Here is a 24,044-nt window from a genome sequence, read left to right as displayed (position 1 = left end):
CAACCGGCACGGATCTACCGCAGCGGAGGCAGGCGATGATGGCGTTTCGGGGGCAGCTCGAACTGGTAGGCCGGGGAGCCGAGAGCGCGGTCCTCGATCAGATGATCGCGGCGGTCCGCACGGGTGAGAGCCGGGTGCTCGTCGTGCACGGCGCGCCCGGCGTCGGAAAGTCCGCGCTGCTGGCGTATTTGGAGGATGCGGCGACGGACCTGCGGGTACTGCGCGCGGTCGGCGTCGAGTCCGAGATGGAGTTGGCGTTTGCCACCCTGCACCAACTGTGTGTGCCGCTGCTCGATCGGCTCAATGCGCTGCCCGCACCGCAGCGCGACGCACTCGAGACCGTGTTCGGAATGCTGACGGGCACACCGCCGGACGGGTTCCTGGTCGGGCTGGCGGTACTGAGTCTGCTCTCCGACGCCTCGACGAACGCACCGGTGCTGTGTGTCGTCGACGACGCGCAATGGATGGACCGGGCCTCCGCGCAGGTGCTGGGCTTCGTAGCCCGCCGGCTGCTCGCAGAGTCGGTCGCGCTGGTCTTCGCCTCCCGCCGGCGGGGTCAGGATCTGCTCGGTCTTCCCGAGTTGGAGGTCGCCGGGCTCGGCGAGGCCGATGCGCAGGCCCTGCTGGATTCGGCGACCCACACCCGGCTCGACCGCCATATCCGCGATCGAATCGTGGCCGAGGCCAGGGGAAACCCGCTCGCGCTGCTGGAATTGCCCCGCGAGCGGACCGTCACCCAGCTCGCGGGTGGGTTCGGCCTGCTGCACACCGATACACTGCCCAACCGGATCGAACAGAGCTTTCTGGCCAGGATCGAAAGGCTACCCGAGCAGAGCCGACTGCTCCTGCTGATCGCTGCCGCCGAGCCGGTCGGTGATCCCGCCCTGGTGTGGCGGGCCGCCGAGCGTCTCGGCATCACACCGGCGGCGGCCATCGGCGAGGAGACCGAGGAGCTGCTGTCGTTCGATATCCGAGTGACCTTCCGTCACCCGCTCGTACGTTCGGCCGTGTACCGAGCCGCCCAGGACGAGGATCGCCGTGCGGTGCACCTGGCCTTGGCGGAGGTGTCCGATCCGCAACTCGACCCTGACCGTCGGGCCTGGCATCTGGCCTCCGCCGCCGCTGAACCGGATGAGTTCGTCGCCGCCGAGCTCGAGCGTTCCGCCGGCCGTGCCCAGGCGCGCGGTGGACTGGCCGCCGCGGCCGCATTCCTGCAGCGGTCCGTGGCCCTGACCATCGATCCCGCGCGGCGCGCCGAACGGGCGGTGGCCGCCGCGGATGCCAGCGTGCGCGCGGGCGACCTCGATGCCGCCCGTGGTCTCGTCGACATCGCGGAACTCGACGCACCGGATGAATTGCTGCGCGCGCGAGCTCTTCTGGTGCGTGGCCGGATCGCGCACGCGGCCGGGTTCAACAGCGAAGCTCCACCGATGCTGCTGGCGGCGGCGCGGCGGCTCGAACCCTTCGATTCGGATCTGGCGCGTGAGACCTATCTGCTGGCCTGGGGCGCGGCGGCCTGGGGCGCGGCTGATGCCGAAAGCCTCGCCGCGATCTCCGAGGCGATCAAGAAACTGCCTGCGCCGCAGGGTAATCTGCGCCCCATCGATCTGGTGCTCGACGGCTGTGCGCTACTCGTCACCGAAGGTCGCGGCACCGCGATCACCGCTTTGCGTACCGCGATGACCGCACTCGTCGACCTGCCTGTACCGGACGTACTGAAGTGGGGCTGGGCGGCCTGCGGGCTGAGCCCGGCGGTCTGGGACGAACAGGTCATGCTCGAAACCTACAGTCGCGCGGCGGAAGTGGTGCGCGCCGCGGGCATCCTGACCGAGCTCCCGATCTACCTCGCCTCGCTGGGCGCGGCGACCTCGCTGGTCGGGGACTTCGCCGCCGCGGCCGGAATCGTCACCGAGTCCGAAGGCATCGCCGCCGCCACCGGCATCCCCCTCGCCCCGTACACCACGATCATTTTGACCGCGATGCAGGGCAAAGAGGCCGAAGCGTCGGCGTTGATCGCCGCCACCATCGAAGAGGCCGGAGCGAGTGGCCAATTGACAGGGGTGACCACAGCCAACTGGGCTGCGGCCGTCCTCTACAACGGACTCGCCCGCTATGACGAGGCGCTCACCGCGGCGCATGCCAGCACTCACATCGCTCAGCTGGTCGTCTCGGTATGGGTGCTGCCCGAGCTCATCGAGGCGGCCGTGCGCACGGGAGAAGACCAGGTCGCTCACGACGCACTCGCTCGACTCGCCGAGGCGGCGCAGGCGTGCGATACCGATTGGGCGCAAGGGGTTTTGGCGCGCTGCCAAGCCCTACTGGACGACGGGGACACCGCGGACGAGCGCTATCGCGAGGCGGTCGAGCGGTTGGGCCGGACACTGTTGCGCCCCGATCTGGCGCGCGCCCATCTGCTGTACGGCGAATGGCTGCGGCGGCACTCCCGGCGCGTCGACGCGCGGGAGCAACTGCGCACCGCCTACGACATGTTCGTCTCGATCGGTATGGCGGCATTCGCCGAACGCGCCCGCCGCGAACTCCTCGCCAGTGGTGAGAAGGTCCGCAAGCGCACCGTCGAAGCCACCAGCGATGAGCTGACACCGCAGGAGCGGCAGATCGCGGTCCTCGTCGCCGAGGGACTCTCCAATCCGGAGGTGGGTGCGCGGTTGTTCCTGAGCCCGCGAACGGTCGAGTGGCATCTGCGCAAGGTCTTCACGAAGTTGTCGATCACCTCTCGCCGTCAGCTTCGGGGCGCGGTGCCGTTCGCCGAATAAGGTCCCGTACCGCCCACTTTCGGCTGTGCGTCAATCCCTGGTCCGCAGAACCAGGGGGTCTCCCCGGGGCGACCGGGGGCCTGGACGCGCGAGTCTGATCGGGTCGGCGCCACCCGCCGAATACATCCCGACCCGGGGAAATGAGGCAGTCATGTCAGATCGGCAATTGGACGGAGCGGTCGCGCTCGTGACCGGCGCGAGCAGCGGCATCGGCGAGGCGACCGCGCGTCGTCTCGTCCGTGAAGGGGCGGCCGTCGCGCTGGTCGCGCGCCGCGGTGACCGGCTGGACCGGGTCGTCGACGCACTCACGAGCCTGGGCGGTTGCGCCATCGCGGTGGCCGCCGACATCACCGAACCGGAGCTCGCCTATCAGGCGGTGGAGCAGGCGCACGATCGGCTCGGCCGCCTGGACGTGCTGGTCAACAGCGCCAGCATCATGGTGTTCGATACCGCGTTGCATACCCCGATCGAGGAGTGGGACCGGATGATCTCGCTCAACGTGTCCGCGCTGCTGCATGTTACGCACGCCGCCGTCCCCTACTTGATCGACGCGGCCGCGACATCGGCACGGCGGGTAGCGGATCTGGTGAATGTGGGCTCACCGGCGGGTCGGGTGGCCCGCCCGGCCGGCAGCGTCTACAACCTGACAAAGTTCGGCCTCAACGGGTTCACCGAATCGCTACGCCAGGAGCTGCTGCCCGAATGCGTGCGGGTCAGTGTGGTCGCGCCCGGCATTGTGGATCAAACTGGCGGCGATGGGGTCCGCGTGCAGGTGAGCGGCATCGATGCACTGCGAACCGAGGACATCGCGGACACCATCGCCTACATCGTCACACGGGAGCGGCGGGTGGCCATCAACGAGGTGCTGGTCCGGGCGGGCGGGCAGATCTGGTAGCCGGACCGCACGATGGATCAGCTGTCGAGCGCGCCGCGGAGCTCTTTGCGTGAGGTGAGATCGAGCTTGGTGAAGACCTTGCGCAGATGCCACTCCACCGTGCGGGGACTGATGAACAGCTCGGCACCGATTTCGGAGTTCGTGAGCCCTGCGCCGACCAGCCGTGCGATCTGCGCTTCCTGCGCGGTGAGAGCCGCACGGGCCTCGATGGCGGGCTGACGTACCGACTCGCCGGTGGCCAGCAGTTCGCGGCGGGCGCGTTCCGCGAAAGCGTTGGCGCCGAACCGATTCAGCATGCCATAGGCGGTCCGCAGGTGCTCCCGTGCTTCCACGCGCCGGTTCTCCCGGCGCAGCCACTCGCCGTACACCAGATGGGTGCGCGCGAGGTGGACCGCGATCCGGCTGCGTTCGAGGCGTTCGATCGCCTCGCGGTACAGCTGATCGGCGGTGTCGCCGGCGCTGACCAGCGCTCTCGATCGAGCAAGCACGCCGAGCGCCCAATCGGTGCCGCTGGCGTCCACTCGTTCCTCGAGTCTTCGCACCGCGGCCTCAGCAGTCTCGCGCGCGCCGAGGCGGACCGCCGCCTCCACCAACTCGACGACCGCGAAACCGAATCCCCCCAATTCATCGTATTCGCAAGCCTCTTCAGCGCTGGCCAGGGCAGCCTCGTATTGACCGAAACCGTTGTGCAGCACCGCGAGCAAACCGTGCCCCATACCGATCGCTCGCCCCTCGCCCCAGGTGGACGCCCAGCGACACTTCGCCTCGATCATCGTCGCGGCCTGGGCATCCTCGCCGCGCCAGGCGACGAGTAGCAGCGTGGAGAATCCGAGGGGCGAGTTGCCGGCCGCCCTGGTGATCTCGTCGGACTCCTCGATCAACGTCGCGGCCGTGTCGAACTCTCCGGCGTGTACATGCACGGCCGCGCGGTAGGTGAGCGCCAGCGGGAGGAAATTGAGCGCCCCGGTTTCCCGTGCCGTCCGGAGTGCATAGCTGCTCAGTTCGTGCCAGGTCTCGTCCTCCCATAGGTCGGCAGAGGCCGGCCAGGTCAGCCAGAGCCAGCGCATGATGTCATGGGCATTGCCACCGGCATCCTTGCGGAATGCCCGCAGCGCATGCTTCAGCGCGGCGGCACTCTCGACATAGCCTTCGGCGTACCGCGCCGCCAAGCCGTCGAGTAGCGTGTCGACCAGCCGTGGTGGGTGTGGTCCCGGTGGTGCGGCGCGGGCCGCCTCGGCCACGGTGCGAACGCGGTCGGGGCCGTTGCGGAGGCCGCCGAAAACCGCGGATCCCATCGCTTCGAGGTAGGCTTCGCGCGCCTGGTCGGGATCGCTGGATTCCAGTTGGACTGCTGCGTCGAGCAGTAGCGGCAGCGCATCGCCTCCGCGCTTGCGTGCGAACACTATCCGGCCGCGCAACCGTGCCAGGCGTCCGCGCTGGAGTTCGTTCAGCGGTCCCATCTCCGCCGCGGCAAGCAGTTCGAGCGCGGCGTCGGGGACGCCGGCGTCGAATGCGGCCTGCGCGGCCGCCATCGCTCGCACTCCGCGTCGGCTCAGGTCGGGCGTCAGCCCGGTCGCTCGGCGCAGGAATGCGGCGGCGGCCGCGACGCCGCCGCGGGCCTGTGCGCGCTCGGCTGACCGTTCCAGTTCACTGGCGACCGCCTCGTCCGGTTCGACCACCGCGCTGGCGCGATGCCAGGCCCGGCGGTCCGGGTCGGACACCGGATCGGTCGCGTCGGCCAAGGCGCGATGGACATTTCGGCGATCGTGGGGGTCCGCCGCGCGGTAGGCGGCCGAGCGGACCAGTGGATGGCGGAAGCGCACCCGCGCACCGAATTCGATGAGTCCTGCGGCCTCGGCCGCCGCCACGGCGTCCGGTCCGATGTCGAGGCGCTCGGCCACGCGCCGCAATAACGACACGTCACCCACCGGTTCGGCCGCCGCCACCAGCAGCAGTCGTTGCGCCGCCACGGGAAGCGATTCGATCCGGCGCAGGAAACTCTGCTCGATCCGGCTCGGCACCGGTTGTGCGTCCGGGCGACCGAACCCACCGGCCAGCTCCGCGGGAGTCAAGCCGCGTGGTAATTCCAACAGCGCCAACGGGTTACCGCGAGCCTCGGCGACGATCCGGTCCGCAACCCGCTCGTCGAGCCGCCCGGGGATCGCCGATTCCAGCAGTGCGCGTGCGTCACCGTCGCGCAGACCGCGGATCGTCAGCTCGGGCAAACCCGCCAGCGGATCACTGCCCGCATCGGGGGTCGGAGTCCGCACCGCGAACACCAGCGCCACCCGCTCGGCGAACAGTCGGCGCGCGACGAAGGCCAGTGTCTGCGCGGACACCTGATCGAGCCATTGAGCGTCATCGACCACGCAGATCAGCGGCTGCTCCTCGGCCACCTCCGCCAGCAGACTGAGCACCGCCAACCCGACCAGAAACCGGTCCGGCGCGCTCCCGGAACTGAGACCGAACGCGACGGCCAAGGCCTCCCGCTGCGGGGCCGGCAGCCGGTCGAGATGCTCCATCATCGGCGCGCACAGCTGGTGCAAACCGGCGAACGCCAGCTCCATCTGAGATTCGACACCTGAGGCCCGCGCGATCCGGCATTCTTCCGCATTGCCGGCCAGGTACTCCAGCAACGCGGACTTGCCGATTCCGGCCTCGCCGCGCAACACCAGGGTCCGACTCCGGCCGGAACCGGCGTCGCTCAACAACCGGTCCAGCGGCTCACACTCGGCACGCCGGCCCTGCAGCCTACGCAGAGCGTCGCTGCGCGACATCACACCACCGCCGAACTCGAGAAGCCCGACCACTGTCGGCGCGGGCGCATTCATGATGTCACCTCGTGGCCGTGGGCTCGAGATCCGTCCCCGGTGGCCTCTGCCACAGGGCAGGGATGCGAGAGACACGTGTCCCTGGCCAGTGTCCCCCGGGGATTCGCCCGGGATTGCCAAGGGCGCGACCGGGCATCGCGCCGAGAGACGGTGAATGAGCGGCTTACCTGCGCCGTTCATTCGATCGCCGAGTCAGGTGGCGGTCGAGGCAGCCACGAAAGGACGACCCCATGTGCATGCCGAGCACCGCCGATGTCATGTCCGAGCCGGACTCGCGGACCGGTCCACCTTCGCCGGAGGCAGCCCGATACGTATCGGATTTCCAGGGCCTGCGTCCGCGCCTGTTCGGAATCGCATACCGGATGCTGGGTCGTGCGACCGACGCCGAGGACGTCGTCCAGGATGTCTGGCTCCGGTGGCAGGGCACCGATCAGACCCTGGTGCGTGACCGGATCGCGTTCCTGGTAACCATCACCACGCGAGTCACGCTCAATACCGCCGGTTCGGCCCGCGCTCGCCGGGAGATTCCTGTCGACCGCTGGCTACCCGGACAGGTGGTCACTTCTGAGGACCCGGCATCGGTGGCCGAGCTGTCAGCGGACCTCGAGGATGCCGTCCTGGTCCTGCTGCGCCGATTGTCGCCCACCGAACGTGCCGTCTTCGTGCTGCGTGAAGCATTCGACTATTCGTTCCGTGACATCGCCGAGCGGCTCGACATCAGCGAGGCCAACGCACGGCAACTCGGACGGCGCGCCCGCACACACCTCGCCGGGGTACGTCATCAGCCCGTCGATCGAGCAGCCTGCGGTCAGTTGCTGAGGGCTTTCCTCGCCGCCGCTCAGGGTGGCGCTGTAGCGCACCTGGAACGACTGCTCGTCGACGATATCCGCGCGGCCGCGCAAGCCATTCCTGTTGTCCCGTCACGAAATTCGAGAGCTGCGCGGACCTTGGTATGACGACAACACAGAAAGGCATTCAGATGAAGCCCAGCCTCGAAGCGTCGGCGCAGCAGTTCGCCGCCACTGCCGCGCATCCCCCGTTCCTATATGAACTCGGCCCCGACGGTGCCCGCAAAGTACTCGACGACATCCAGGCCGCGCCGATCGAGATGCCGCCGGTTCAAGTGCAATGGGTGACCGTGCCCGCCGAGGTCGGCGATGTGCGGGTGCGCATCGTCAAACCCGCTGACGCCGTGGGGTATTTGTCGTTGTCCGGTAGGTAGGCATCCCAACGCGCCGCCGGCACGCTCACCGTGGCGCTAGCCGTCGGTGGCCTCACCGTCGCATGTACCGGCAGCACTTCCCACGCCGGGCCGGCCGAGGACGCGCCCAAACCGACGATCGTGCTGGTGCACGGCGCGTTCGCCGACGGATCGAGCTGGAACGACGTCATCGACAAGCTCCGCAGGGATCGGTATCCCGTTGTGGCGGCGGCCAATCCGCTGGACGGCCCGGCCTCCGACGCCGCCGCCCTGCGCGGGTTGATCAGCCATATCAACGGTCCTGTGACCGTGGCGTCCGCACCCGCGACACCCACGGGCGGGCTCGGTCTTGACATCAATCCGCGAGGACCAGGTGAGACCCCACTCATGGCGAGCACGGCTCGCGGTCGCGGTATTGACAGTGCGCCTACAGACGTAATCAACACCGACGACCACACACCTTGGGGCGCTTACTAGAACACGAAAACAGGTAGTGACCAGGTGATACACGGTATCCGGCCAGGGGTGGCCTTATGCCCGAAAGGTGGCAAACCCCTGATCAAAATGCTTTTTCTTGTCAATTTGTGGACCTTGGGGGAGCTTACTCGAACACGAAAAAGCAGGTAGATGCGTTGGAGCGGCTGCGCCGGAAGCTTCTCGACCCCACCGTGCCCGCACCATCGCCCGCCGATCGGCCCAAACCCCGCCGGGCCCGCCAACTCGGCACCGATCAGGTCCAGGAACTAATAGCTGGATATCGGGACGGGGAGACGGTTTATCAGTTGGGTGCCCGGTTCGGAATTGAACGGCGAACGGTCAGTGAGATCCTGCACCGTAACAATGTGCCGATGCGTCGCCGGGGATTCTGCCGAGCAGACCGACGATGCCGTCCACTTGTACGGTCTGGGCTGGTCTCTCGCTCGCGTTGGTCAATACCGGGGAGTCGACCCCACTACGGTGCTGACCAAACTCCGCCAACGCGGCATCCCCACCCGCGATGCCCACGGACGATCACGTGCATGAGATGGGCGGCATCGGCACAGCGGAACAGACGTCATTGTCGCAGGGTGGTGCTCTCGGCGGGGCACTATAAGGATGGGACCTCGACTGACCAGCTATTTTGCTGGGGAACGCTGACTGTTGATGCGGGATACATCTATCGGAAGCCAGACTGATGTCCGTTTGATCCTTAATCGCACCGGCCAATGGCTGCCCGTCGAACGATGGGCAGCCTTAAGTGTCGATTGACGTCTCGTCGATCCCGCTGGTGGTCCCCCGCGGCCACCTCACTCCACGCTGTCCACCGCGTAGCCACCATGTCGGTCGCGCGGACACGAGGGTCGGTTCGGCGATCGTCCAGTAGGGCTAGGCAGTGTTGGATCGGATTCGGCGTCGAATGATTCGCGTGTGCGAGACGACCTGCCGCCGATCGCTTCCCCACTCTGCGATAACTCGACGCAAGATTAGGACGTCGAGCGCGTCGACCCTCCTGCCGACCAGCGGATTTCGTGGGGGACGCCCATGGCGCGGGCGTAGGTGGTATGGCCGTTGTGGTCGGTGGTGCTGTTGCCTTGGTTGCCGTTGAGGGGGATGCCGCGGATGGGTGGGGTGACGGTGCCGTCGGTGGTGATGGTGGCCGTGATGGTCACCCGGCGCGAATTGGTGGCGCACACTCTCATATTTTCGGACGACCCTATACTCTCGGAAGTTCGGCAAGGTTGTCTGGGTGGGCGCCAGTTCTGGTGGCTGTTCCGATGTCAGAGCGGGAGGTTCGGCGGGGTGGATCCGGTCACGTTGATCGCGGGGGCCGTCGCTGCGGGTGCGGCTGCAGGTGGAACAGCGACTGCAAAGCAGGTGGTCGTCGATGCGTATGCGGCGTTGAAGGGACTGATCGTTCGCCGGTACGGCGCGGTCGAGGCGGAAGTGGCTGGGGTTGAGTCCGAGCCCGATGAGCCGTTGCGGCGGCAGTTGCTTGCCAAGCGGCTCGACAAGACGGGGGCGGGTGATGACGAGCAGTTGCTTGCAGCTGCACAGGAATTGCTGCGAATCATGGCCGATCAGGTTCCTGACGGAGCAGAGGCTGTGGGTATGCGGTTGACCCGGGCCAAGGTTGGGGGAGACCTTGAGATCGCCGATCTCTTAGTGACCGAGGGCAGCGGGTTCGAGGGCACCGATGTGTCGGTGGACGGCTCGGTTAGGTTTACTGGCGGTCGGGTCGGCAGGTCCGGCGCGGACCCTTCGTCCGCGCACGGGTAACCCCTGATCCGAGCGCGTCATCGACCTCCGGGGACCACTCTGCCGGTGCACCACTGGTCAGCCTCGACGGAGTCAATGCCGGCGGGCATTTGGCAGTGACCACCATCTACAACAACCGCTTCGAGTTCGGTGTCGTCCCGGATAGGGCGTTGATGTCGGGGACGTCGCTGTACCTGTCACAGGTGCGGGAATTCATCGCCCCTGTCGACGGGCTTGAGGACCGGGTCGGCGAACTCGATGTCCTCGCCGGATTCTGCCAGGGTGACAGGTCCTACCTGTGGATACGGGCCGAGCCCTGGGCGGGGAAGTCGGCGCTGCTGTCGTGGTTCGTCCTGTATCCGCCGACGGATGTAACGGTGATCAGTTTCTTCATCACCGACCGGCTCGCCGACCAGAATGACCACACCGCGTTCACCGCCGCAGTCCTCGATCAACTCGCGGTGCTACTGCCGGATCAGCGGACGACGATCGCGGCTGCGACAATCAACCGCGACGGCCTTCGTAACGAACTGCTCACCGAGGCGGCCCGCCGCGAGGCCGGGCACGGGCGGCGGCTGGTGTTGGTGGTCGACGGCTTGGACGAAGACGCAGGCAGACCGCAGATCGTGTCCCTGCTGCCGACTCGTCCGGCACCGAATCTGCGAGTTATCGTCGCCAGCCGTCACGGTCCCCGCCTTCCCATACCGCACGGTCACTTCCTGGCTGCGGCGCGGCCCTACCTGCTCACCTCCTCCCCGTTCGCCGCCGATGTCCGCGAACGGGCCGAAGCCGAACTCGACGCCCTGTTGGAGGGGCCGGCCCGGCACCGTGATCTGCTGGCTCTGATCACCGCTGCCAACGGTCTCACCAGCTCCGAACTCACAGAACTCACCGACATCGCGCCGTACGAGATCGACAGACTGCTGCGCGGGGTAGCCGGACGCAGCTTCCGTGCTTCTGCAGTACCGGGAGGAGCTGGCGGACGGGCAGACCCGGTCTATGCGCTGGCTCACGAAACCCTGCAACGCACTGCTGAGGAACGTCTCGGCCCACGACAACTGACCGCGAGCTTGGATCAGCTACACGCCTGGGCTGACCACTACCGCGAACAAGGCTGGCCGACTCACACCCCAGACTTCCTGTTCCGCCGCTACTTCCCGGTCCTCGACAGGCACAGCGACTTGTCACGGATGATCACCGCGGCTCTCGACACCGCCCGCCACGACCGGATGCGTATCCGGACCGGAGGTGACGCAACCGCGCTGGCCGAGATCCGCACCGCGCAACAACACATCTGCGACCAACAAGACCCCGACCTGCTCAGTGCCGCGCGTCTGGCCCGCCACCGCGACCGTATCCACAACCGCAACGACAACATCCCACTCGACCTGCTGACGGTGCTGGCACGCCTCGGTCAATGCGACCGCGCCGAGATCCTCGCCCGCACCATCACCGACCCGGAGCGACAGGTGAACGCGATCGCCAAAATCGCCGTAGCCGTGGCTGGCACCGACCCCGACCGCGCCGAAGGACTCGCCCATACCATCACCAACTCGGAACAAAAGGTCAACGCGATCGCCAAAATCGCCGTAGCCGTGGCCGGCACCGACCCCGACCGCGCCGAAGGACTCGCCCACACCATCACCGATCTGCAGCGACGGGCCTACGTGCTCGCCAGAATCGCCGAGGTTGTGGCTGGCACCGACCCCGACCACGCCACCCGACTCACCGACACCATCACCGACCCGGGCCAACAGGCCTACGCTCTCACCAAAATCGCCGAGGTCGTGGCGGTTACCGACTCCGACAGCGCCGATCGACTCACCGCCCGCGCCGAGGCCCTCGCCCGCACCGTCACCGACCCGCATCGGCGTGCCTACGCACTCGCCGGAATCGCTGCGGTGGTGGTCGGCACCGACCGCGCCGAAGCCCTCGCCCGTACCATCGCCGACCCGTATCGACGGGCCTATGCCCTCTCCAGAATCGCCGAGGTAGTGGCCAGCACCGACCCCGACCGCGCCGAAGCCCTCGCCTACACCATCACCGACCCGCTGCGTCAGGCCAACGCTGTCTCAAGAATCGCCGAGGTAGTGGCCAGCACCGACCCCGACCGCGCCGAAGCCCTCGCCGACACCATCACCGACCCGAAGCGACAGGCCTACGTGCTCGCCAGAATCGCCGAGGTGATGGCCAGCACCGACCCCGACCGCGCCGCTCGACTCACCGGCCGCGTCGAGGCCCTCACCCACACCATCACCGCCCCAGAGCGACAGGCATACACCCTTGCTGGAATCGCCGTAGTGATGGCCGGCACCGACCTCTCCGCTCGTCTCACCGACCGCGCCGAAGCACTCGCCGACACCATGACCGACCTGAAGCGACAGGCCTACGCTCTAGCCAGAATCGCCGAAGTGGTGGCTGGCACCGATCCTGACCGCGCCGAAGCCCTCGCTGACACCACCACCAGCCCGAGGCGACAGGCCTACGTGCTCGCCAGAATCGCTGCGGTGGTGGTCAGCACCGACCCCGACCGCGCCGCTCGACTCACCGACCGCGCCGAGGCCCTCGCCGACACCATCGCCGACCCGAGGCGACAGGCCTACGTGCTCGCCAGAATCGCCGAAGTCGTGGCTGCCACCGACCCCGACCGCGCCGAAGCCCTCGCCGACACCATCACCGACCCCGACCAACAGGCCTATGTGCTCGCCAGAATCGCTGAGGTCGTGGCTGCCACCAACCCCGACCGCGCCACCCGACTCACCGACCGCGCCGAAGCCCTCACCCACACCATCGCCGACCCAGGGCGACAGGCCAAAGCCCTCACCAGAATCGCCGAGGTCGTGGCTGCCAGCGACCCCGACCGGGCCGAAGCCCTCGCTGAGACCACCACCAGCCCGATGCGGCGGGCCTACGTGCTCGCCAGAATCGCCGAAGTCGTGGCTAGCACCGATCCCGACCGCGCCGAAGCCCTCGCCGACACCATCACCGACCCAGACCACCAGGCCGACACGATCGCCAGAATCGCCGAAGTCGTGGCTGACACCGACCCCGACCGCGCCGAAGCCCTCACCCACACCATCACCGACAAGGGCCAACAGGCCTTCGTGCTCGCCAGAATTGCCGAGGTAGTGGCCAGCACCGACCCCGACCGCGCCACCCGACTCACCGACCGCGCCGAAGCCCTCGCCCGCACCATCACCGACCCGAAGCGACAGGCCTACGCCCTAGCCAGAATCGCCGAGGTAGTGGCCAGCACCGACCCCGACCATGCCGCCCGACTTACCGACCGCGCCGAAGCCCTCGCCGACACCATCACCAACCCAAAGCAAAGGGCCTACGCCCTAGCCAGAATCGCCGAAGTCGTGGCCAGCACCGACCCCGACCGCGTCGGCCGACTCACCGACCACGCCGAAGCCCTCATCCACACCATCACCGACCCGGACCGACAGGCCGACATGATCGCCAGAATCGCGGAAGTGGTGGCCGGCACCGACCACGCCGCCCGACTCACCGACCACGCCGAAGCCCTCGCCCGCACCATTGCCGACCCGAAGCGACAGGCTCACGTGCTCGCCAAAATCGCGGCGGTGGTGGCCGGCACCGACCCCGACCGCGCCGAAGCCCTCGCCGACACCATCAACGACCCGGAGCAACAGGCCAACACCCTCGCCAAAATCGCCGAAGCCGTGGCTGCCAGCGACCCCGACCGCGCCAAGGCCCTCGCCCGCACCATCACCGACCCGAAGCGACAGGCCAACACCCTCGCGGCAATCGCCGAAGTCGTGGGTCGTGACAGCGGGCGTGCTGGAACCCTCGCCTATGAGGTTGTGGATTCCAGGGCGTTACTCGGCAGTATGGGGCGTTCGACCAGCACCATCGACTGCAAAAGTTGGAGCAGACACCTCCTAGCGGTTGCCTGGTCTGTTTCCGGATGGGAGATCCCGATATCGGCGCTGCCGGTTGTCGACATTTCTGCCCTACATTCCCTAGTGTCCGACCTGGTTGCCGAGCAGTAGCGACCGAATCCCACTCACACACTCATGGCACGGTCCTTCCGGACGAAGCAGTCGACAACCTGCTTCGCGGGAGATTCGGTTTCGGGGTCTGCCACGACAACACCCGGTTGGGGTGGCCGGTTCTGTGGGCTTGGGCTCTAGGGCTTGTCAGGGCCCGGCAAACGATGATGTGGTCGATAAGGGACCGCGCAGGTCGTGGCGCGGGCCCGTACAGCGCGTGCTTGTGTTGCGGCGCCGAGTCGGCGAAGGTGCACGGCTACACCGCCGATGCCGCTCCGGAATTTTTCAAGGTGGACGAATCCAGCGGGTGTTAAGCGACCGTCGTTTCGGTCTCCTGGGTGTCGGCTGGCTGGTTGATCCAGGCGGTGTCGGGTAGGTCGAGGATCTTCGGCGCCGCGGTGGAGCCGAAGCGGTGTGGGTGGTGTGTGCGAGCCTGGATCAGGACGGCTCGGCGGTCGGCGGCTTTGTCGGCCCGCGAGCCCGTGAACGTCGTCTGGAGCCTGCCCCAGCGCTTCTGCATACACCTATGAGTGCCGCCGGGGCGACTGCCACGTATACCGACATCTCGGCCGAGAAGGCTGTTGCGCATCGACACACCGAAAACCGCAGGTCAAACTCCGAATTCACGACTTTGACGTCACCCTGGCGTTGTGACCATCAATACTTCGCGGCTACTTGCCCTTACCAGTAGCGGTCGGATTTATCGGCGTGATCGATAAACTACGGATGGAGTTTTAGGGAGAAATCTGGTGAGCATAGTCGAAAATTTGCTGGAGTAGTATGTCGAGGAATCGTTCGGAAGTAGTAATACTTTCGGTTGATAGAAGGAATTCGCCTGCACTCGCGAATGCGCGTGTGGGCTGGTAGTGGCGAAGTGTGCCCTGCATCTCGCGGATTGCGTCATCTGTACCGTGTGCAATTCCGTGTCTAATCGAGAGTATACGCGCTATATCCGTGCCGGCACTGTCGAAGACAGCTTGCATCTTGGTGTTCGAACCGAAATAGCCGCAAATTGCGCTGACGAGGGCGGGATTATGAAGAACTATGAACCGTTTGGGGTTCGGTTGAAGCCGAATCCGTCCGGGACGGCTATTGTCAAAATTGCACTTAAGGAGCTCTTGTTCTGCGTCGACGCGGTTCGAAAAACGACCCACACGGGCTGGTGGTGCGTCCAGCCTATGCATTGTGGGTGCCGCCACCATCAGATCGATAATCGCGTTGTGTACGAACCATTCCCAAGCGCGCAAGGCAGCCAAAAAAGTGGCCTCTGCGGCAAGTTGGCACCCGCTGCAGCTTGACTGAGGGCTTCTGGGTTTGTGGCATTCTCCGAGAGCGGAATAGTATGGATCCAACCTGGGTATTAGGTCGGCAAAAGCCGATGTCGCGAGCGTCATCTCGACAGTTCTGCGGCGTCCCAGAGTCCATGGAACCGGAGTAGCCGCGGCCGGATATTGTCAGTCTGCCCGAGAGTCCCTTCGACGAAGCCCGTTGTACTCAATGGACTGTCGTCGTCCATGGCTTCTTCGTCAAGGTCCTCCGAGTCGCCTGAACCTGACTGCAGAGCATTGGACAACTCCAGAATTGCTCGCTGGACTCGCGCGATCGCGTCTCGGTCAAGAGGGGCCCGCGGAGTAGGTGGCAGCTCGGTCTGACTGACACTGGTCGGATAGGTCTGATGCGCGATGCCAATCATCCGATGGTAGATGACGGCCCAAAGTGAATAGAACAGCGGGGTCCGCTGAAATTTAGTGGTGGGTATCAACTCGCCGAAGCTACTCCGAATTGTATCAAGTACATCCTGAAATTTTGTTTCATTCTCCAGGCGGGACGGGAAATCCTCTTCATATCGCTTGTAGAATACGTCGACCGAACCCTTTTTATCCTGCATCCCTGCAATTTGCAGGATTAAAAGTTCAGAAGCGAACTCGACATCTTGCATCCGGGCAATCGCTTGAGAAGAAAATAGCTTCAGCGCAGTCCACACCGATTTATTAGATGCCGCAAGATGCTGGGCTGACTGTTTGAATTCGCCGAAATAACGCCCGTTCCTCAACTCTTGACTATTGAGAGGCACGCTGTGCATGTTAATTCGCGAAAACACCTCGTAAATCACTTCGTCGGGCGTATTTCCAGTATATTGCTCCGTCCGCAAGGAATATGAAATTATGCGGTCTTGGAACTCGCTATCCAGCTGTGAGTATTTCTGGCCTGCCCAAGGGGGTAGCGGAGTGGATGTATTTCGTGGACGAGGCATCGAAAATTTGTCATCGACGTACTCTAGAATCGCAGTGAGCCTTTGCTGGCCATCTATAATTTCACGCGCAGGTCCTGTCCGGCCCCGGTTGACAACTCTGATGTGTATAGGGGGGATGGGATATCCCATGAGGATCGTGTCAATTAGATGTGCCTTTGCGGCGCGCGACCAGACTGACCCTCGCTGAAAATCCGGACTCAACTCAAGCGAGCCACCGTCATTCCAGCCTATGAAGTCGCTGACAAGGTATGCCCCCTTTTCGATCGTGAATGTTGGCTGCGCCCAATCGTCCATGCAGGGCAGCCTACTTGGCGCCACGGACATTCACCGGACTGCCGCTCGCGCGCTTTCGAGCGCGGAGCAGACTATCTAGCCTCGATCTTTCGGCCGGCCGATGGACCGGCCTGATCGGGTTCGGATTGGTTTCCGGCGGTTGATCATTGGCTGGTGAGCAACACGGGGGCTGCCCGATCAGCGGGTGGCTGCCGGGTTCCACGGGCCCGGATGGAAGTCCTTCTATGGTTGCGGGAATGATTTGTGCTGGTCAGCCGAGTTGCGGCCGGTCCAGTGCGGTCAGGTCCAGCCGGTGCCAGCGCGACGATCGCGACCTAGATCTGATTCGCGTCGAAGCCCCTGAACGGTAGGTTGCGTAGGCCGGTGTCTTTCGCGCAGCGGATTCGGTCCTCGCAGCGGGCCCGGCGGCGATGCCGTAACTCCAGGTCAGCGATCAGGCCAATCCCGAACAGCGGCGGGGAGTGTCGAATTAACGGCTCTGGCTCACTTCCGGTTTGCGCCGTGAGGCGCTGTGATTCGAGTGGAGGTGAGAGACCACCACCTCCGGTCTGTTGTAGCAGGTCGGTGGAGCTGAGGGCAGCCTGATCCGGGTGGTGCCGGGGAGGGTGGGAGCAGCCCTGACAACGCCGGGACGTGGCCAGTACTGCCAGATGGTGCGGGTCCGGCAAGCGGGATGAAGAGGAGTACGTCAGGAACCGGCGTTGTTACGTCCCTCAATGCGACACCTGCTCGAACCTGGCGGATCTGGGCAGGATGCGGTGCGTACCAGTCGATTTCGGTCGGCTGGGAACTTCCGGGCTGGTTTACCGAAGCCGGTCGGGAGGCCACGGGGAAGGTCTACGGCGTACCCGTTGGCGATGCCGCAGGGACACAGTCGGGCTCCTCCTTCATCGAGCGAATCACAGTGAACACGGGAACCATCCGGTCCGGTTCCCCGGTGGCGGGCGATCCAGTTGCGCGGCTCGGGGATAGACGCACCGACCGTCGAACGGGCTGGGTGGGTCGGAGCCGCCGTAGTAGTCCGAGGCCGGGAAAGCCGGTCACATGGCGAAGGGCGGCAGCGGTTTTCGAGAAAGGCGGAGACTGTAATGCCGAAAGATGCGCCACCGAATGGTGACGCCACGTCGGGTGACCCTGCGGGGCCACGCCGGCGGGTATCGGAGATGCAGGCCAAGCTTCACCGTTGGGCGGCAGCCGATCCCGGCCGTCGGTTCGACGACTTGTTCAATTTCGTGCATGACCCGGCGATGCTGATGGTGGCGTTCGACCGGGTCGCGGTCAACCACGGAGCCCGAACTCCCGGCGTCGACGGGATGACCGCCGCCGATGTCGAGGAGCTCATCGGGGTTCCGAGGTTTCTGGATGATCTGCGGACGTCGTTGAAAGACGGGTCTTTTCGGCCGTTGCCGGTGCGGGAACGTAAGATTCCCAAGCCGGGTGGGTAGGGGAAGGTTCGCCGTCTCGGGATTCCGACGGTGACTGACCGGGTCGTCCAGGCCGCGCTCAAGCTGGTTCTGGAACCGATTTTCGAGGCCGATTTCGAACCGGTCTCCTACGGGTTGCGGCCCAACCGCAGGGCGCGGGACGCGATCGCCGAGATCCACTACTACGGCACCCGAGGCTTCCGCTGGGTGCTGGATGCGGATATCGAGGCGTGTTTCGACCGGATCGACCACGTTGCCTTGATGGAGCGGGTTCGATTGCGGGTCAAGGATAAACGCGTTCTGGCGCTGGTCAAGGCGTTCCTCAAGGCCGGGATCCTCACCGAACTCGGCGACCATCAGGACACCACGACCGGCACGCCTCAAGGAGGCATCCTGTCGCCGCTGTTGGCCAATATCGCGTTGAGCGTGCTCGATGAGCAGGTGATGGCGCCCTGGAAGCCGGGCGGGACGATGGCCAGTGAGAGCAAGCGGGCATATCGTCGCCGCAAAGGAGCACCGACGTGGCGGCTGGTCCGCTACGCCGAGGACTTCGTCGTCCTGATCCACGGGACCAGAGACAATGCCGAGGCGATGCGAGAACAAGTCGAGCAGGTGCTTTCACCTCTGGGACTTCGGCTTTCGCCGGAGAAGACCGTGGTGCGGCACTTGTCGGACGGGGTCGATTTCTTGGGATTCCACATCCAGTGGCGTCGCAAGCGGGGCTCGGACAAGTGGTCCGTTTATGCCTTTGTCGGTGACCGGCCGATCCGGTCGTTGAAGACGAAAGTCCGTGCCCTGACCCATCGGGGGTCGCAACAGAGTCTGGACTACGTGATCATGCGGCTCAACCAGATTCTGCGCGGCTGGTCCAACTACTTCAAGCATGCCGTGGCCAAGGCCAGGTTCACCTCGCTACAGCACTTCGTCTGGCAGCGGGTGATCCGGATGCTACAAACCCGGCATCGCTGGGGATGGAAGGACATTCGCCGCCGATTCACCACCGCCAGTGGGCGATGGCTACCTATTTCGGCGGCGGACGGGACTGTGTTGTTCGATATGGGCAACGTGACAGTGAGCCGCTACCGATGGCGCGGCCACACGATTCCCAACCGATGGACGACCCTTCAACCAGCCTGACGACAGAAACCGTGGAGAGCCCGTTGCATCGAGAGGCGCCCGGCGGGTTCGGCGAGAGGTTCGGGGAAACGGACCGGGAGCAATCCCGACACCGCGCCCCGGGCCTACTCAGCGGAAGAGGGTGACCGCGTGAGAGCACGATGCCTCCTGGCGCGTGATGTGAATGTTGCTGTGGGGCTGGTGTTCTGGGGTTCTTCGGCGCTGGTTGTCGGCGATGTTATCGATGAGGGCGTTCAGGTCGTGGTGAAAGCCAGGACAGCGCCCGGGCTGGCGTTGCGGCGCAGTGTCGGAGAAAGTCCACAGCTACCATCGCAGGACCGTCGCCGAGCTGCCCGTCGACGGCCGTATGGTGATCGTGCGGGTGCGGGTCCGGCGGCTGGTTTGTTCGACACCGCAGTGCTGCAGGACCTTCCGTGAGCAGGTTCCCGGGCTTGTCGAACGCGATCAACGGCGAACGAACCGACTGACCGGCCAGGTGCGGACGATCGTGAAAGAACTGGTCGGTCGGGCGGCGGTCTGGGTGCTGGCCGCATTGCCGGTTCGTTGTCCCGGCATACCGCGGTGGCGTGCATATCGGCAGTGCTGAGTAGTGTGCGGTAACCGCGCGCTGGGTTAGCTTCATCCGCAACGTATTGCCCCCCCTGCGAGCCCGAGGCGGTCCAACTGGCTCAACGCGGTTCAGGCGTCGCGCTTATCGACGAGCCTTTTCTGCTTGCATGATGAGCAAGCTTCGAGGCTGGACGCCGCCTGATCGAGTCACGGCCTGCGAGAAGGTGCCATGGCTGTTGTTGCGGTGCGGACCGAGGATAGTCGTATGGCAACTTCGGACAACGTCGATCCTCGATGGGGCGGGATCCGTGTATATGGCGTCCGTCGTGACCCGCCTGATGCCGAGAAGATCGCGACGGTACTTGTTGAACTGGCACGGCAGCAGATAGCCGATCCGGGGGATGACGATCCAGCGGGTATTGCCGATAAGAGTCCACGGCCGGTGCCGGCCGACAAGTCTGCACCGCATCGGGCGCGTCGTCTCGATGACGAGGAAGTCCGGAGATTGATCCAGGGCTACCTGTCCGGTGCGACGACGTATGAGTTGGGAGACCGGTTTGGTGTCGATCGTCGTACTGTCAGCGCGATTCTGCATCGGCACAATATTCCGATGCGAGGACGCGGTCTGTCTCGCGAGCAGGTGGACGAGGCGGTTGATCTGTACAGCCGAGGTTGGTCCCTCGCTCGGGCCGCCCGGCACCTCGCCGTCGATACTGTCACTGTGCTGAACAGGTTGCGCGAACGTGGCGTTCGTACTCGCGACACCCATGGACGGAGCCGGTCCTGAGATTCAGCAAGCCGACCGGGGCATGCGTCCGGTGGGGTCGGCCGAGCACTCACGGTTTCTGACCTGTTCAACACCGAGCCCGAGAGGGTACCTTGCGGGGGGGCAATGCCACTATTCTACCAAAATTGTGGAGCTAAGGGGAATCGAACCCCTGACCTTCTCGATGCGAACGAGACGCGCTACCAACTGCGCTATAGCCCCGTGCGGCTCCGGGGAACCGCGCTGTGACACTGTATCAGGCGGGGTGGGCAGACTCCGAATCGTGTGGTTGACCTGTGCGGATGGGTCAGGCGCCTGCTGCGCGGCGCATGTCGGCGGCGCTGCGGCGTAGGGCGCGGGCAGTGGCGGGGTCGAAGGTTTCCAGGTGTTCGAACATGGGTTCTTCGTCGTCCACCTCGATGAGGACGGAACGGCGGCGCAGGGCGCGGGCGGTGTCGCGGTCCATGACGCGCTGTTGGGCGCGCTGCTCTGCCTCGCGTTCCGCCTCGATGTGCTCGCCGCGGCTGCGGGCCAGGCGGGCGAGGCGGCGGCGGCGGATTTCCTCCTCCATGCGGACCTGCTTGCGTAGGTACGCCAGGTAGGTCACCAGGACGAGTGCGGAGCCGCCGCAGCCCCACCAGAACATGGGGCTCAGCGCCACCGAGAGTCCGCCGCAGGTGAGGACGGCCAGGACGAGGCCGAGGACCGCGCGCTGGCGGAAGGTGTAGCGTGCCGCGCGCGCGATGGCGTCGGCTTCCGGGTCGAAGCCGCCGCGGCCGCGCCGGGTCGGCACGAAATCCGAGTCGTCGGAGTCGGATTCGTCGAATCGAGCGGGCGCCGCTGTCCGGGCCGGAGGGATTCGGGCACCGGTCGATTCGGTGTGCTCTAAAGCCACCCGGTCATCATCGGCGGTCGCCGGTTGCTTCGCAGCCGTTCGGGCCGTTGCGATTTCGGCATTGTCGGAATCGGCGGCGTCGAGTTCTTCGGCATCGTCGTCGAATTCACCCTCCGCACCGTCGAATTCGTCGATTTCGGCATCAGATATCGCCGACTCGGCTTCAGGCGGGTTGTCCGCGGGATCGTCGTCCTCGGTGACCTGCTCGTCGGCCGGTGGGGTCATCCGGTCCTCCGCATCATCGCTGTGGGAAAGCTTTCTCTGCACTCGGGTCGGCCGGTAATCCGGATCACTGTCGTGGCCGGCGGCCGGGCCACTCTTGGTGCGCCGCTTGGAACCTCCGCGGTGCAATACGCGGGTCGCCAACGCCGCGTCGGTCGTCTGCCTGATCCTGGGGTGCCGGTCGGCGAGGATCGGGAACAGCACGAAGACCCAGAGCACTACCAGGCCGATCCACAGGATCGAATTCGGCATCTCGCCTCCGCACCTCCGTCCCCGCCGCATCGTCCGCTCGGCCTTTCGACCGGGTCGCACCGCGCCCCGTCGCGGTGCGTTCGCTCGCCGCAAAACGCCTCGGACGGACGGACGTCCGGCCGCTGTGAGGTGTATTCGGCACCGCCTCACAGGCTGGATGCCGGGGGCGCGGGGCGCACCTCCGACGTCCGTAGGTTAATTCCGTGTCGCACCAAGTTCGGTCAGGCGCGCCGTGCACATACGCCACACCTGTCACAGTTCCACCATTTGCGCCGCGCGTCGAAAACGGCCGGGCGCGTCGAAAACGGCACGGGCGTACAAGTATTTCAGGGCAGCGCGGCCCGCCCATCGCGCACAAGTCGATCGATGACGGTCCCCGCCACCTCCTCGACGGTGATGCCGACCAGCAGGTGATCACGCCAGGCCCCGTCCACATCCAGGTACCGCTTCAGCAGCCCCTCCTCGCGGAACCCCACATTGCGCAGAACCGCTTGACTGGCCAGGTTTTCCGGCCGCACGGTCGCCTCGACCCGATGTAATCCGACCGGCCCGAAGCAGTGGTCCAGCCCGAGCGCCAACGCGGCTGTCGCCACACCCTTCCCGCCCGAATCCTTGGCCACCCAATAGCCGATCCACGCCGACCGCAGTGCACCGCGCACGATATTGCCGACGGTCAACTGCCCGCTGAACGCGCCGTCGACCTCGATCACGAGCGGAATCATCGCACCGCGCCTGGCCTCGGACTTCAGACTCGACCACAGCGACGGCCAGTTCGACACGTGGTTGCGCGCCTCCCAGGCACCGCGCCCGGTCGGCTCCCACGGCTCCAGATGCGCCCTGTCGCGCAACCGGATCCGGCTCCATGCCGCCGCATCGCGCAACCGCACCGGACGCAACGTCACCTCCCCGGCCGCGACGCGCACCGGCCCCAGATGCGCGGGCCAACCGGGATGCTGCGTGGCCCGGAACACATTCATCGTCTCCACGCCTCAGCCACGCTGTGCGAGAAATGCGACCCGGACCTCGTCACCGGTTCTGATCTCGGTGTCGTCCGGGTCGATCACGATCAGACTGTTCGCCTCGGCCAGCGTGGCGAGCAGATGCGACGAACCGCCCGTGCCGCCGCCCAACGGCTGCACCAGGTAGTCGCCGGTAGCCTCATCACGCATGAGTTGCGCGCGAAGATAGCCCTTGCGTCCGGCCATGGAGGTGATCGGGGTGATCGTTCTGGCGCGAATGATCCGGCGCATGGGATGTCTGCGCCCCAAGGCGATTCGGATCAACGGTCGCACCATAACTTCGAAAACCACCAGCGCGCCAACGGGATTCGACGGCAGCAGGAAGGTCGGCACCTCATCGCGCCCGAGTCGCCCGAAACCCTGTACGGAGCCGGGATGCATAGCGACCCTAGTGATTTCGAGTTCACCGAGCCCCTCGAGTGCCTCGCGCACCTGCTCCGAAGCCCACCCGCCGATGGCCCCCGCGATCACCACGACCTCGGAGCGAACCAACTGCCCCTCCACCACATCGCGCAGCCGCCGCGCATCCGAACTCACGATGCCGACCCGGTTCACATCCGCGCCCGCATCGCGCGCGGCGGCCGCCAGCGCATAGGAATTCACGTCGTAGACCTGTCCCGGTCCAGGCGTGCGATCGATATCGATCAACTCGCCGCCCACCGAAATCACCGACAGCCGCGGGCGTGGATGCACGAGCACTTTGTCCTGACCGACCGCGGCGAGCAGACCGACTTGCGGCGCACCGATGATGGTGCCCGCACGCACCGCGACATCGCCGGGCTGCACATCGTCACCGATACGCCGGACATAGTCACCGGATCGCACCGGCTCGTACACCTTGATCCTGGCGCGGCCGCCATCGGTGAAATCCAAGGGCAGCACGGCATCGGCCAGTGTCGGCAGCGGCGCACCGGTATCGACCCGCACGGTCTGGCGCGGCTGCAATCGGATCGGCTGCTTGGAACCGGCGACCACCTCGCCGACGACAGGCAGCGTCAGATCGACCAATTCGCCGTCCTCGTCACGGATATCGGTGCCCGCGGCGGACACATCGACGCTGCGCACCGCGTAACCGTCGATGGCGGCCTGATCGAAGCCGGGCAGCGGCCGCTCGGTGACGACGTCCTCGGCACACAGCAGGCCTTGCGCCTCGGAGATCGCGACCCGGACCGGCCGGGGCGCGACCGCCGCGGCCGTCACCTTGATCTGCTGATCCTCAACCGAGCGCATCCAGCCCTTCCTGATCTCTGTCGCCGACCCGATTCCGCGACCGCGCAACC

General features: G+C 65.8%; 17 protein-coding genes, 1 tRNA gene and 1 pseudogene. 10 read left to right on the top strand and 9 right to left on the bottom strand.

All coding sequences use genetic code 11. The features are described 5' to 3' along the window. Window positions 1–35: 35 nt before the first annotated feature. Together AB0J47_RS05985 and AB0J47_RS05980 are read left to right on the top strand one after the other, a co-directional pair. A complete protein-coding gene (locus tag AB0J47_RS05985) occupies window positions 36–2,774 on the top strand; it encodes an AAA family ATPase (protein ID WP_364341037.1) in 2,739 nt (912 codons plus the stop codon). Between the two features lie 151 nt (window positions 2,775–2,925). Further along, window positions 2,926–3,669, top strand: coding sequence for an SDR family NAD(P)-dependent oxidoreductase (locus AB0J47_RS05980; protein ID WP_364341035.1), 744 nt, complete (start codon window positions 2,926–2,928; stop codon window positions 3,667–3,669). A 17-nt stretch (window positions 3,670–3,686) separates the two neighbouring features. Here the strand turns inward: AB0J47_RS05980 and AB0J47_RS05975 are convergent, their stop codons facing one another. Beyond that, the gene (locus AB0J47_RS05975) at window positions 3,687–6,446 is read right to left on the bottom strand and encodes an AAA family ATPase (RefSeq protein ID WP_364341360.1); all 2,760 of its coding nucleotides are present in this window, start codon (window positions 6,444–6,446) and stop codon (window positions 3,687–3,689) included. A 284-nt stretch (window positions 6,447–6,730) separates the two neighbouring features. Between AB0J47_RS05975 and AB0J47_RS05970 the strand changes: the two genes are divergently transcribed. The 3 genes from AB0J47_RS05970 to AB0J47_RS05960 are packed head-to-tail and all read left to right on the top strand — an operon-like array spanning window position 6,731 to window position 8,178. Then, window positions 6,731–7,456, top strand: a complete 726-nt coding sequence (locus tag AB0J47_RS05970; RefSeq protein ID WP_364341033.1) for a sigma-70 family RNA polymerase sigma factor — start codon at window positions 6,731–6,733, stop codon at window positions 7,454–7,456. Further along, complete coding sequence (locus AB0J47_RS05965; protein ID WP_364341031.1) at window positions 7,453–7,722, top strand: hypothetical protein; 270 nt, start codon at window positions 7,453–7,455, stop codon at window positions 7,720–7,722. Before AB0J47_RS05970 ends, AB0J47_RS05965 begins: the two co-directional genes overlap by 4 nt. Before the next feature lie 30 nt (window positions 7,723–7,752). Beyond that, window positions 7,753–8,178, top strand: coding sequence for a hypothetical protein (locus tag AB0J47_RS05960; RefSeq protein ID WP_364341029.1), 426 nt, complete (start codon window positions 7,753–7,755; stop codon window positions 8,176–8,178). A 986-nt stretch (window positions 8,179–9,164) separates the two neighbouring features. Here AB0J47_RS05960 and AB0J47_RS05955 read toward each other — a convergent pair. Further along, window positions 9,165–9,374, bottom strand: coding sequence for a hypothetical protein (locus tag AB0J47_RS05955; protein WP_364341027.1), 210 nt, complete (start codon window positions 9,372–9,374; stop codon window positions 9,165–9,167). 106 nt (window positions 9,375–9,480) lie between these two features. Here AB0J47_RS05955 and AB0J47_RS05950 point away from each other — a divergent pair, with 106 nt between their 5' ends. After that, a complete protein-coding gene (locus tag AB0J47_RS05950) occupies window positions 9,481–9,957 on the top strand; it encodes a hypothetical protein (RefSeq protein ID WP_364341025.1) in 477 nt (158 codons plus the stop codon). Window positions 9,958–10,052: 95 nt separating this feature from the next. Then, complete coding sequence (locus AB0J47_RS05945; protein ID WP_364341023.1) at window positions 10,053–13,952, top strand: hypothetical protein; 3,900 nt, start codon at window positions 10,053–10,055, stop codon at window positions 13,950–13,952. A gap of 310 nt (window positions 13,953–14,262) precedes the next feature. Here AB0J47_RS05945 and AB0J47_RS05940 read toward each other — a convergent pair whose 3' ends face one another. Beyond that, entirely contained in the window at window positions 14,263–14,472 is a 210-nt protein-coding gene (locus tag AB0J47_RS05940) for a hypothetical protein (protein ID WP_364341021.1), read from the bottom strand. Window positions 14,473–15,342: 870 nt separating this feature from the next. After that, window positions 15,343–16,500 carry a DUF262 domain-containing protein gene (locus tag AB0J47_RS05935; RefSeq protein WP_364341019.1) on the bottom strand — a complete coding sequence of 386 codons (1,158 nt, stop codon included), beginning with the start codon at window positions 16,498–16,500 and terminating at the stop codon, window positions 15,343–15,345. A 1,163-nt stretch (window positions 16,501–17,663) separates the two neighbouring features. Here AB0J47_RS05935 and AB0J47_RS05930 point away from each other — a divergent pair. From AB0J47_RS05930 to AB0J47_RS05920, 3 genes and pseudogenes are all read left to right on the top strand, one after another. Continuing rightward, window positions 17,664–17,945 (top strand): hypothetical protein, encoded by a 282-nt coding sequence (locus tag AB0J47_RS05930; protein WP_364341017.1) that lies wholly within the window; start codon window positions 17,664–17,666, stop codon window positions 17,943–17,945. A gap of 30 nt (window positions 17,946–17,975) precedes the next feature. Then, entirely contained in the window at window positions 17,976–19,061 is a 1,086-nt protein-coding gene (locus AB0J47_RS05925) for a reverse transcriptase domain-containing protein (protein ID WP_364341015.1), read from the top strand. Between the two features lie 180 nt (window positions 19,062–19,241). Beyond that, window positions 19,242–19,575: pseudogene (locus tag AB0J47_RS05920) on the top strand (transposase family protein); the annotation flags it as partial. A 177-nt stretch (window positions 19,576–19,752) separates the two neighbouring features. Here AB0J47_RS05920 and AB0J47_RS05915 read toward each other — a convergent pair. The 5 genes from AB0J47_RS05915 to glp all read right to left on the bottom strand — a co-directional run bounded on the left by AB0J47_RS05915 (window position 19,753) and on the right by glp (window position 23,994). Further along, window positions 19,753–20,379: a hypothetical protein gene (locus tag AB0J47_RS05915; RefSeq protein WP_364341013.1), complete on the bottom strand. Its 627-nt coding sequence runs from the start codon at window positions 20,377–20,379 to the stop codon at window positions 19,753–19,755. 146 nt (window positions 20,380–20,525) lie between these two features. Continuing rightward, window positions 20,526–20,598: transfer RNA gene (locus AB0J47_RS05910), tRNA-Ala, on the bottom strand. Window positions 20,599–20,683: 85 nt separating this feature from the next. Further along, complete coding sequence (gene glpR / locus AB0J47_RS05905) at window positions 20,684–21,745, bottom strand: gephyrin-like molybdotransferase receptor GlpR (RefSeq protein WP_364341011.1); 1,062 nt, start codon at window positions 21,743–21,745, stop codon at window positions 20,684–20,686. Between the two features lie 326 nt (window positions 21,746–22,071). Continuing rightward, complete coding sequence (locus AB0J47_RS05900) at window positions 22,072–22,722, bottom strand: GNAT family protein (RefSeq protein WP_364341010.1); 651 nt, start codon at window positions 22,720–22,722, stop codon at window positions 22,072–22,074. A 12-nt stretch (window positions 22,723–22,734) separates the two neighbouring features. After that, window positions 22,735–23,994, bottom strand: a complete 1,260-nt coding sequence (glp, locus tag AB0J47_RS05895) for a gephyrin-like molybdotransferase Glp (RefSeq protein WP_364341008.1) — start codon at window positions 23,992–23,994, stop codon at window positions 22,735–22,737. Window positions 23,995–24,044 lie beyond the last annotated feature (50 nt).

This window comes from Nocardia sp. NPDC049737, assembly GCF_040674755.1.
Lineage (GTDB): Bacteria > Actinomycetota > Actinomycetes > Mycobacteriales > Mycobacteriaceae > Nocardia.
This window is presented reverse-complemented; position numbering and strand designations above follow the sequence as displayed.